The sequence below is a fragment of the Streptococcus sp. HMSC072D05 genome, assembly GCF_001815805.1.
Lineage (GTDB): Bacteria > Bacillota > Bacilli > Lactobacillales > Streptococcaceae > Streptococcus.
In genome coordinates this window covers 183,731-194,223 of the sequence record NZ_KV822038.1, presented here as the reverse complement: position 1 = coordinate 194,223, position 10,493 = coordinate 183,731, and the positions used below count along the sequence as shown (strand labels likewise).

The 10,493-nt window shown below is 41.9% G+C and carries 14 protein-coding genes and 1 other RNA gene; 4 read left to right on the top strand and 11 right to left on the bottom strand.

Annotated features, from left to right (window positions below):
* Window positions 1-113: 113 nt before the first annotated feature.
* From ssrA to HMPREF3057_RS10050, 4 genes are all read right to left on the bottom strand, one after another.
* Window positions 114-461: a transfer-messenger RNA gene (gene ssrA / locus HMPREF3057_RS06730) on the bottom strand.
* A gap of 58 nt (window positions 462-519) precedes the next feature.
* Window positions 520-1,155, bottom strand: a complete 636-nt coding sequence (locus tag HMPREF3057_RS06725) for an SGNH/GDSL hydrolase family protein (RefSeq protein WP_049520745.1) — start codon at window positions 1,153-1,155, stop codon at window positions 520-522.
* A gap of 1 nt (window position 1,156) precedes the next feature.
* Window positions 1,157-1,984: a Cof-type HAD-IIB family hydrolase gene (locus tag HMPREF3057_RS06720; protein WP_049478338.1), complete on the bottom strand. Its 828-nt coding sequence runs from the start codon at window positions 1,982-1,984 to the stop codon at window positions 1,157-1,159.
* Between the two features lie 23 nt (window positions 1,985-2,007).
* Window positions 2,008-3,327 (bottom strand): CapA family protein, encoded by a 1,320-nt coding sequence (locus tag HMPREF3057_RS10050; protein WP_083312819.1) that lies wholly within the window; start codon window positions 3,325-3,327, stop codon window positions 2,008-2,010.
* Between the two features lie 153 nt (window positions 3,328-3,480).
* Between HMPREF3057_RS10050 and def the strand changes: the two genes are divergently transcribed.
* Both def and rlmB read left to right on the top strand, forming a co-directional pair.
* The gene (gene def / locus HMPREF3057_RS06705) at window positions 3,481-4,092 is read left to right on the top strand and encodes a peptide deformylase (RefSeq protein ID WP_042767740.1); all 612 of its coding nucleotides are present in this window, start codon (window positions 3,481-3,483) and stop codon (window positions 4,090-4,092) included.
* A 43-nt stretch (window positions 4,093-4,135) separates the two neighbouring features.
* Window positions 4,136-4,864, top strand: a complete 729-nt coding sequence (rlmB, locus tag HMPREF3057_RS06700; protein ID WP_000855744.1) for a 23S rRNA (guanosine(2251)-2'-O)-methyltransferase RlmB — start codon at window positions 4,136-4,138, stop codon at window positions 4,862-4,864.
* Window positions 4,865-4,900: 36 nt separating this feature from the next.
* Here the strand turns inward: rlmB and trxB are convergent, their stop codons facing one another.
* From trxB to HMPREF3057_RS06665, 7 genes are all read right to left on the bottom strand, one after another.
* On the bottom strand, window positions 4,901-5,812 hold the full coding sequence (trxB, locus tag HMPREF3057_RS06695) for a thioredoxin-disulfide reductase (RefSeq protein WP_070696953.1): 912 nt from the start codon (window positions 5,810-5,812) through the stop codon (window positions 4,901-4,903).
* A 65-nt stretch (window positions 5,813-5,877) separates the two neighbouring features.
* A complete protein-coding gene (locus tag HMPREF3057_RS06690; RefSeq protein WP_000924293.1) occupies window positions 5,878-6,102 on the bottom strand; it encodes a DUF4059 family protein in 225 nt (74 codons plus the stop codon).
* A 77-nt stretch (window positions 6,103-6,179) separates the two neighbouring features.
* Complete coding sequence (locus HMPREF3057_RS06685) at window positions 6,180-6,923, bottom strand: amino acid ABC transporter ATP-binding protein (protein ID WP_070696951.1); 744 nt, start codon at window positions 6,921-6,923, stop codon at window positions 6,180-6,182.
* Window positions 6,923-7,723 (bottom strand): amino acid ABC transporter permease, encoded by an 801-nt coding sequence (locus tag HMPREF3057_RS06680; protein WP_000219157.1) that lies wholly within the window; start codon window positions 7,721-7,723, stop codon window positions 6,923-6,925. Before HMPREF3057_RS06680 ends, HMPREF3057_RS06685 begins: the two co-directional genes overlap by 1 nt.
* Before the next feature lie 156 nt (window positions 7,724-7,879).
* Complete coding sequence (locus HMPREF3057_RS06675; protein WP_007521452.1) at window positions 7,880-8,236, bottom strand: arsenate reductase family protein; 357 nt, start codon at window positions 8,234-8,236, stop codon at window positions 7,880-7,882.
* A 12-nt stretch (window positions 8,237-8,248) separates the two neighbouring features.
* Complete coding sequence (locus tag HMPREF3057_RS06670; protein WP_070696949.1) at window positions 8,249-8,764, bottom strand: methylated-DNA--[protein]-cysteine S-methyltransferase; 516 nt, start codon at window positions 8,762-8,764, stop codon at window positions 8,249-8,251.
* On the bottom strand, window positions 8,761-9,255 hold the full coding sequence (locus HMPREF3057_RS06665; RefSeq protein ID WP_049518975.1) for a GNAT family N-acetyltransferase: 495 nt from the start codon (window positions 9,253-9,255) through the stop codon (window positions 8,761-8,763). The genes HMPREF3057_RS06670 and HMPREF3057_RS06665 overlap by 4 nt, the downstream gene beginning before the upstream one ends.
* A 134-nt stretch (window positions 9,256-9,389) precedes the next feature.
* Here HMPREF3057_RS06665 and HMPREF3057_RS06660 point away from each other — a divergent pair, with 134 nt between their 5' ends.
* Both HMPREF3057_RS06660 and HMPREF3057_RS06655 read left to right on the top strand, forming a co-directional pair.
* The gene (locus HMPREF3057_RS06660) at window positions 9,390-9,836 is read left to right on the top strand and encodes a DUF1836 domain-containing protein (RefSeq protein WP_001087578.1); all 447 of its coding nucleotides are present in this window, start codon (window positions 9,390-9,392) and stop codon (window positions 9,834-9,836) included.
* A complete protein-coding gene (locus HMPREF3057_RS06655; RefSeq protein ID WP_001097972.1) occupies window positions 9,833-10,480 on the top strand; it encodes a PAQR family membrane homeostasis protein TrhA in 648 nt (215 codons plus the stop codon). Before HMPREF3057_RS06660 ends, HMPREF3057_RS06655 begins: the two co-directional genes overlap by 4 nt.
* The last annotated feature ends 13 nt before the right edge of the window (window positions 10,481-10,493 follow it).

Sequence of the window (10,493 nt, the reverse complement as noted above, 5' to 3'; positions counted from 1 at the left end):
CGTCCTCTTCAGCCTCTTGAGTAATTCTCCACTAACACACTAGAATAAATAGGATACAACGAAGGATACAACAAAGGATATAATTTGGAAAAAATCTACTGTATACCTGTTCATAATGGAGCCGGTGGGAGTCGAACCCACGTCCAAACACCTGCCAACATATTTGTCTACAACCATAGGTTATGTATTGTTTTAACAATCCCTAGACACATAACTCAAGCCTAGGAACTGCGAGTCTATTAATCTCTTATCAAACCACTAGACAAGGCTTGATCGTATCTCGCTAATCATAAGACCTGTCATTGAACACGAGCAATCCAAATCAGGTCACGCCTGCTGGTTTTTAGGCAGCTAGAGCGTAAGAAGTGTTATTTTTTGCAGTTATATTTAACTGAGCGTTTACGTCGCCACACGGGTTGCAAAATATGCCTCATAATGCCTGTCGAATCCGTAACGACCCCAGGATGTTAGAACTATTATAACCTATCTTCAAAAAAAATGCAAAATCAAGCCGTTTCTTTAGAAAAGAACCCCTTTTAAGGCTTCTGATAAGGCTTGATAACCGGCTACACTTAGATGGAGCCCATCTGTTGTATAGGCTGATTGAAGTTGCCCTTCTGAATCTGCCAAACTATCATAAATTGGTAGAAAATCTACTTGCATATAGGCGGAGACTAGAGCCTCATAGGCTTGATTCCATTCTCTGATCTTTTCATTGGTACGAATATATACTGTCTGCTTGTATTCTTCTCCCTCATTGACTGGCAGAATGGAAAGGAGCTTTATTTGTGACAGCGGATATTCTCGGGCAATCGATTGGATTACACGCTCAAGATTATCCAAAGCATCATTCATGGGAATATCTTTTCCAATATCATTTGTCCCAATTAAGAGAACAATTTGATCGACAGCATCACCATAAAGATGGGCATCCAAATTCTCTAATAACAATCTCGTCTGATAGCCTCGGATGCCACGATTAACAATCGTCTTGGCAGTTCCCAACAACTCTTGAAGAGGGTAATACTCCACTATCGAATCACCAATAAAGATGATATCTGGCTCTAGAACAGATACTTGATTCAATTCACGATACTTGGTTTGAATTTTTGTCTGCTCTTTTAGGAGCCAATTTTCTAATAACTGTACTGCCACCCTATCCCTCTTTCTCTAACCAATTCTCTAGAACTTGATAAACGCCCGCCTGGCTGTTAGCTGGTGCTAGAGCAGTCGCAACTGCCTTGACATTATCATCTGCATTTTCCATAGCATAGGCAATTCCAGCCAGCTCTAACATTTCGACATCATTTTCGCTATCACCAAAAGCCATGATCTGTTCCGATTGCAAATTCCAGCGCTTGAGTAATTCTTCCAATCCCCAGGCCTTGTGAATCCCAGCTTGGAGGATGTCAATGCACCCATAACCGCTGGAAACAGCTCTTACGCGTCCATTAAATAGGTCATTGATTTCCTGCAAAACTGAACTAGAACGTTCTTCACCAACAACCATGCTCATCTTTAACACTCCACCGAAGAGGTCAGCTTGCAAGTCTTCCACAAAATTCATTCGTTGATAGAATTTTTCAATCATCTCTGGAGTCATAAATTTTTCCAGGTCTGTAAAAACCGTTCCTTCCTTGACAAAACTCCCGTTCATACTAGTGACGACGAACTGATCTCGACACTCCCTCCCTTTAAAATGAAGGAGAGCCTTGTCAACCATAGCATCATCCCAAGTCTGAGCCTGAAGTAATGTATCATACTCAAATATCCGCGCACCGTTGGCAACAACCAGGACTACTCGACTCGCCAAGTGTTCTAATAATTGCCTCATCCGATGGACTTCATTCCCTGTCGCAATGACAAAACGGATATCCCTTTGATCCAGCTGATCTAAAATCTTTTCCAAGCGGGGCAGATCTAGCTGACCTCTCTGGTCTAGCAAGGTTCCATCCATGTCTGTTGCAATCAATTTAATCGTCATCTTGTTTCCTTTAGGGCGAGTACCTACCACTTCAACCCTACATGTTCATTCATTTCTTTATAGGCTGTGTCAATTCGTTCTTTGGTCGCCTCGTCCAACTTGTCACGGTGACTGCCTCCCTCAATGAAGTCCTCTAGGATATAGGTCTGATAGAGGAAGAGCGGATAGCCTTCTGGAGAGTAAGTCCCTTTGGGTGTTCGATTGACCCAAGTAGGATGCGCTTTGGCCGTTTCAATCCTAGTCTTGCCATCTTTTTTCTTAATGGTCACATCCATGAGAACACCGCGCTCCGTCCACTTGGCATTTTCCTCATCTTGCATGGTTTCAATGCGTTGGTTTGAGAGGAAATTTCCCATGGAGTAGATGATCAGTTTTTTGTCACCATCTTTTTCAACTGTTTCAGCAGGTTCAACGACGTGAGGATGCCCTCCAAAGATAATATCTGCTCCCCAGTCAATCATCTTATGGTACAGTGTTTTCTGTTCTTCCGTTGGTTCTAGCTGGTACTCAATTCCCATCTGAGGCATGATGACAGTAATATCCGCCTCCTTCTCTGCACGCTCGATTTCTGCCTTCATCTTATCTTCATTCAAATCAGAAAGATAGCGATTATAGTCCTCTTGAGAGATATACTGCTCAATGCCATTAAAACCGTAAGAATAGGCCAGAAGAGCTACCTTGATACCATTGACCTCCTTGATAACTATAGAGGCTTGGTCACGGGATTCATGTGTGTAGACTCCGATGGGTGTCATTCCAGCCTTTTCAATAGCTTGAGCCGTTGAAACCACTCCCTCTATCTGCGAATCCAAGATGTGATTATGAGCCAAGTCTAGAACTTGGTAGCCTGCATCCTTGATCGCATCCATGACTTCCCCTGGTGCATTAAAGAGAGGATAACCTGCCAAATAGTGGTCCTTATTCACCGTTCCTTCAAAGTCACCAATCACCAAATCTGCTTGTTTGAGCCAGGGTTTTACATACTCAAAATTTTCATGGAAATCATAGGTTCCATCTTCTTTAAGAGCTGTTCGGTAGATGGGGATATGATAAAGAAGGTCACCATTTGCCATGATACGCGCCGTCGTTTCACCAGACTGATCTTCCTTGGATTGACCAGATGTACTTGCAGAATCAATAGTTTGACTACTAGGACTCGTTCCCTTACTACTTTGTACTGCTCGAACTAATAAGTTCCCCCCCATGGATAAGGCAACTGCAAGCAATAACACAATAATAAACTGGGCATTGGTCCAGGATTTATAATTCCGAAAGAAATCCACACTAGTTCTCCACACCCCATAAAGAGAGCCCTGAGACCGTCTATCTTGTCGCTTTTCCATCTTTATTCCCCTTGCTTTTACTGCGAGTCTTTTCTTTTATTATACCACAGACAAAAGAGGAATACCGTTTATTATATTATTTTTTAGGAACTTCTGCGACTTTCTTTCTCGCCTATTTTGTGTTATCATGTAGAGGTAATGAAAGGAGAGAAAATGTCTGCAATAGAACGTATTACAAAAGCTGCTCACTTAATTGATATGAACGATATTATCCGCGAGGGGAATCCGACGCTTCGCGCAGTTGCTGAGGAGGTCACTTTCCCACTGTCTGACCAGGAAATCATCCTTGGCGAAAAGATGATGCAATTCCTCAAACATTCCCAAGATCCTGTTATGGCTGAGAAAATGGGGCTCCGCGGTGGTGTTGGATTGGCTGCTCCCCAACTCGATATCTCAAAACGCATTATTGCCGTTTTGGTCCCAAATATTGTAGAAGAAGGTGAAACTCCTCAGGAAGCCTACGACTTGCAAGCCATTATGTACAATCCAAAAATCGTCTCTCACTCTGTTCAGGACGCTGCTCTTGGCGAAGGAGAAGGTTGCCTATCTGTTGACCGAAATGTGCCTGGCTATGTTGTCCGTCATGCCCGTGTCACTGTTGATTACTTTGACAAGGATGGCGAAAAACACCGAATCAAGCTCAAAGGTTACAACTCTATCGTTGTCCAACATGAAATTGATCATCTAAACGGAATCATGTTTTACGATCGTATCAATGAAAAAGATCCATTTGCTGTCAAAGATGGACTCCTCATCCTTGAATAAAGAAAATCCCGTTGCAAGACGGGGTTTGTGTTATAATAGAGGCATGAAAACAAATGATATTGTCTATGGCGTCCACGCCGTTACAGAAGCCCTCCTTGCAAACACTGGAAATAAACTTTACCTCCAAGAAGATCTTCGAGGTAAGAATGTTGAAAAAGTCAAGGAACTGGCTACAGAAAAGAAGGTATCCATTTCTTGGACTTCAAAAAAATCCCTGTCTGAGATGACTGAAGGCGCTGTCCACCAAGGTTTTGTTCTACGAGTGTCCGAATTTGCCTATAGTGAGCTGGATCACATCCTTGCAAAAACACGTCAAGAAGAAAATCCACTTTTATTGATTCTGGATGGTCTAACTGACCCTCATAATCTGGGTTCAATCTTGCGAACAGCTGATGCGACCAATGTTTCAGGAGTCATTATCCCCAAACACCGCGCTGTCGGTGTAACTCCTGTTGTTGCCAAAACGGCCACAGGTGCTATTGAGCATGTACCGATTGCCCGAGTGACCAACCTCAGTCAAACTCTAGACAAACTCAAGGATCAAGGATTCTGGACCTTTGGAACGGATATGAACGGTACCCCTTGCCACAAGTGGAATACAAAAGGAAAAATCGCCCTCATCATTGGAAATGAAGGAAAAGGCATCTCTAGCAACATCAAAAAACAGGTCGATGAGATGATTACCATTCCCATGAATGGACATGTTCAAAGTCTCAATGCCAGTGTGGCTGCAGCCATTCTCATGTACGAAGTTTTCCGAAACCGACTATAAAAAAGTTTCCAATCAAAAGATTGGAAACTTTTTTTCTTAACTATGTTCGGTGATAAACTTGTAAGCTTCTTGACCAGCGATAGCCCCATCTCCAACTGCTGTTGTTACTTGGCGAAGATCTTTTTGGCGAACATCCCCAACTGCAAAGATGCCATCAACGCTAGTTTTCATATGATTGTCTGTTACAATCCAGCCTGCCTGGTCTTGAATATTCAATTCTTTAACAAAATCGCTAACAGGATCCAAACCAACATAGATAAAGACACCACCGAAGGCTTGTTCTGTCACTTGACCTGTTTTTACATTTTCAAAAATTACAGATTCTACTCGGTTTTCACCTTTGATTTCTTTGACAACAGAATCCCAGATAAAGTTGACTTTCTCATTTGCAAAAGCACGGTCTTGCAAAACCTTTTGGGCACGAAGTTCATCTCGACGGTGAACAATAGTGACAGTCTTGGCAAAGCGAGTCAAGAACAGAGCTTCTTCTACCGCTGAATCTCCACCACCGACTACGAGCAAGTCTTGATCACGGAAGAAAGCTCCATCACAGACTGCACAGTAAGAAACACCACGACTGTTCAGTTCTTCTTCTCCGGGGACACCCAAAAGACGGTGTTTTGACCCAGTTGCCACAATGACAGTACGGGTTTCGTAAACTTGATCATCAGTGATTACCTTCTTATAGTCACCCAGGTCTTTAATATTTTCAACATAGCCATAAAGATGCTCCACTCCAAGGTTTTCAAGTGGTTCAAACATCTTTTCAGCCAATTCAGGTCCACTGATGTTGGCATAACCTGGATAGTTTTCAATATCAGATGTGTTATTCATTTGCCCGCCTGGCAGACCACCTTCAATCAAAGCCACTTTCAGATTGCTACGAGCAGCATATAAGGCAGCGGTCATTCCCGCAGGTCCAGCACCGATAATAATCGTATCGTACATTTCGATTCCTTCTTTCTTGTTGTAACTATCTTTATTCTAACTCATTCTTGCTAGTCACGCAAGGATTATGCCTTGAAAACCAAGAGCAAACTCATGACGGCAAAGGATAACACCGGAATGACCAAAACTCCAATCATAATCATATCATAGAGATGGGCTTGGCGAGCTTTGGCTGTCTTGTCCACACCAGACATAGCTCTCAATCCAATCCAAATCCCCAGAAAAATCACGACAAGGATGGTCGTTAAGATCAAACTCTCGAAATACAAAGAAAATAGATGCAGTAGCATGATCTCTCTCGTTTCTATCTTTTTTAAAGAGTAAACTCAGCTAGTCCAACTAACTGAGTTTTCCTTTTTCTATTATATCAAATATAAGTCCGTTTGTAACTAGCAAAGAATTCTTTTGTCCGTTCTTCTTTCGGATGATTGATGATTTCATCCGGTGTGCCAGACTCGATGATTTTCCCTTTATCTAGGAATAAAACCTTGTCTGCCACTTGGGCTACAAAAGACATATCGTGACTGACCAAAATCATGGTCTGACCTGACTTGGCAGCATCTGCAATAGACTTTTCTACTTCTCCGACCAACTCTGGGTCGAGGGCTGAAGTGGGTTCGTCCAAGAGCAAAACATCTGGTTTCATAGCAAGCGCACGCGCAAGGGCAACTCGTTGCTTTTGTCCACCTGATAAATGGCGAGGATAATGGTTTTCACGGTCAGAAAGACCAACCTTGGCCAACTCTTCCTTAGCGATTTTTGTTGCTTCCTCGTCTGATAATTTCTTAACGACAACCAAACCTTCCTTGACATTGTCAAAAGCTGTTCGGCGTTCAAACAAATTAAACTGTTGGAAAACCATAGACAACTTGCGACGAAGGGTTAGGATTTCTTCTTGGCTAATCTGAGAAAAATCAACTTTAAAATTGTCAATCTGAATCGTTCCACTATCTGGAGTTTCAAGATAGTTTAAACTTCGAAGAAAGGTTGATTTCCCAGCTCCAGATGAACCAATCAAAGCCACTACCTCACCTTTTTGGATTTCCAAGTTCAGATGATCCAAGACTGTCTGTCCTGAAAAGGATTTGCTTAAATTCGAAATCTTAATCATTAACGAAGGTCTCCTTTCACATCTGTAGACACTGTATCCGGCGCTGAGATAGCCATTTTTCTCTCGATGAAACGGCCGAGGCTTTCAATTCCGATATTGACCACCCAATAAACAAGGGCTACGGAGATGAAACGCTCAAAATAGCGATAATCGGCTCCACCCAAAATTTGAGCCTGAGCAAAGACTTCCACAACACCTGCACTAAAGGCTAGAGAAGTTCCCTTGGTCAAACCGATAAGAGAGTTAATCAAAGTCGGTGTCGCTACCACCGCTGCATTTGGAATAATCACGCGACGGTAAACTTGAGCTCGCGTCATACCCAAACTGCGTGCCGCCTCAATTTCACCGGGATTAACAGAAAGGATGGCTGCACGAATCGTTTCACTTGCATAAGCCGCCTCATTAAAAGCAAAGGCCACAATCGCAAAAAGTGCTGCTGGAATCGCATTGATATTGAGACCAGTGCCCCATTGTTGGTTGATAGCTTTCAGTAACAAAGGAATTCCATAGTAGGTCAACATAAGTTGAACTAGGATTGGGGTACCTTTTAAGAAGCTAACGAAAAAGGCTTGCAAGGGATATAAAATCCTAACACGATTGATCTTAACAATGGCAAAAATTAGGGCAAGTAGCAAACCAAAGAGTGCACCTCCAAGCGTCAACATCAAGGTTGTAGGCAATTGTTGGACAATCCTTGGAATTCCATCAAAGACCGAACGCAAACTAAAGAGCTTACCATCCGGAATGAATTGCATCAAACTTTGGTACCAATCTGATGCTAAAAATGTTGTAACAGTCATAAAAACATCCTCTCCTGATAATGATTCATTCTATCATACTTCTGCGCGCAAGCAAATTATTTGCTACGGGCTGCTCAGACTTTGTCTATCTTCTAGTTTATCACACTTTAAAACAGGGAGGCTATATATTTTACCTATCAAGGAGATAAATAAAAACTATCTCAAACCTAAGTCCTCATAGGTTTTTCTATAGCCAATTTGTTTAACAGCACCATTCTCCACCAAAATTGGACGTTTCAATAACATACCATCACTCGCTAGAAGCTTGGCTGCTTCTTGTTTTGACAAACTTCCCACCTTATCTTTCAAGCCCAGTTCACGATATTTGATCCCGCTGGTATTGAAAAATTGTTTCACTTCAAAACCGGAAGTTTCCAACCAGTTTAAAATCACGTCTTCACTTGGTGTTTCTTCTACGATGTGGACATCTTGGTATTCCAGTCCAAGTTGATCTAATTCATTTTTTGCTTTCTTACAAGTTGAACACTTTGGGTATTCGATAAATTCTAACATCTTCTTTTCTTTCTATTTTTTATTTTCTTGAAATGCTACACCTTCATGTTGCAAGAGCCAGGCTTTCTTTTCGACTCCAGATGCATATCCTGTCAGACGATTGCCTGACCCCAGCACACGATGACAGGGTACTAGTATGGACCAAGGATTACGCCCCACTGCTCCGCCAATCGCTTGAGCAGAAGTCACTTGCAAGTCTTTCGCTATTTGTCCATAAGTTACTGTCTGACCATAAGGAATGGCCTGTAAATAAGTCCAGACTCGCTTTTCAAAATCTGTTCCAATAGGAGCCAGAGGTAAGGAAGACAAATCTTGAGCACCTCCATCAAAGTAAGTATCTAAATAGGAAATAACCTGGTCTAGGACAGGATGTTTCTTAACTACTTCTATACTATCTCCAGCGATTCCCCTCTCAAAATGAGTTTGGTCCTGTACCCAAATTCCATACAGATATTGCTCGTCAGCAACTAAGGATAAGGTTCCAATTGGCGACGGGTAGAGCATTTTTGCGTACTTATTCTGCTTCATTTTTTTAATTTCTGATAGGCCAAACGTTCCCCATCAACTGGAACCTTACCGACCTGTTGGAAGCCTAGCTTTTCAAAGATATGCTGCATGACCTTGTTTTCTGCATGTGTATCTGAACGAAAATCTAGATAATCAAAACCTTCAATCAAGCCTTCTAGGAAAGTCTGAGCAACACCTTGTCCTTGGACATCTGCTGCCACAGCGATACGGTGAAAGACCAGATATTCTGATTCTCCCCCCTGCCAACTTCCTTCATAAATGGCTTCATAGGCTTTCTCTGGGCTCTTGGTCACAGCAGCATAGGCTAGTAGTTCTCCTTCTTCCAAGGCCACATAAGCTTGACCAGAGATGATATCATCAATAATGATATCTGCATTTGGATAGCCATTTTGCCACTGGTCGCTACCGGACTCAGCTAAGCACTTTTTAGCATCCTCCATCACCTGCATAATCGCATCAACTTCGTTTGGAAAAGCTAAACGAATCTCCATCTTTTCCCCTCATTTCTAACTATTTTCTCTCATCATAGCATAATTTAAAGCTTTCTACAAGCAGTTGAAACTTGACTTTTGTTTTTTATTATTTTATAATCTAGTTATAAAAACTAGATAAAAAGGAGTTGGAAATGAATTCTAACTTTTCCTACCCAAAATGGGAAGATATTCCGAACATTGACCTCTATCTGGATCAGGTTTTGCTTTATGTTAATCAAGTCTGTGCCCCTATCTCTCCTGATAAAGACAAGGGGCTAACAGCATCCATGGTCAATAACTATGTCAAACATGGTTACCTGACAAAGCCAGACAAGAAGAAATACCAACGCAAACAAATTGCCCGTTTGATTGCCATCACCACTCTCAAGTCTGTCTTTTCAATCCAAGAAATCGCTCAGACCCTCAATACTCTACAAACTCAAGCGAGCTCAGACCAGCTCTACGATGCTTTTGTGGACTACATGAACCATGGGATTGATCCAGAAAATCCTATTATCCAAACCAGCTGTCAAACGGTTAAACTCTATCATCAAACTCTAGACTTAATCCTTATCAAAGAAGAGGAGGAAATCCAATGAATACTAGTCTAAAGCTCAGTAAAAAACTCAGTTTTGGAGAGGAAATTGCTAATAGCGTGACCCATGCTGTGGGTGCCGTTATCATGCTCATCCTACTCCCCATTTCATCCACCTATAGTTATGAAGCACACGGATTTTTATCATCTTTTGGCGTTTCTATCTTTGTTATCAGTCTCTTTCTCATGTTCCTCTCGTCAACCATTTACCACTCTATGGCCTATGGTTCGACCCACAAATACGTCTTGCGAATCATCGATCATTCTATGATTTATGTGGCTATCGCAGGCTCATATACGCCGGTCGTATTGACTTTGATGAATAACTGGTTTGGCTATCTGATCATTGCCATTCAGTGGGGAACGACCATCTTTGGCATCCTCTATAAAATCTTTGCTAAAAAGGTCAATGAGAAATTCAGCCTTGCTCTTTATTTGATTATGGGCTGGTTGGTTCTGGCTATCATTCCTGCCATTATCAGTCAAACAACACCAATTTTCTGGAGTCTCATGGTAACTGGCGGACTCTGTTATACAGTTGGAGCTGGATTTTACGCTAAGAAAAAACCTTATTTCCACATGATTTGGCATCTCTTTATCCTAGCAGCATCTGCACTTCAGTACATCGCTATTGTTTATTACATGTAAAAAAGTTGAGAAT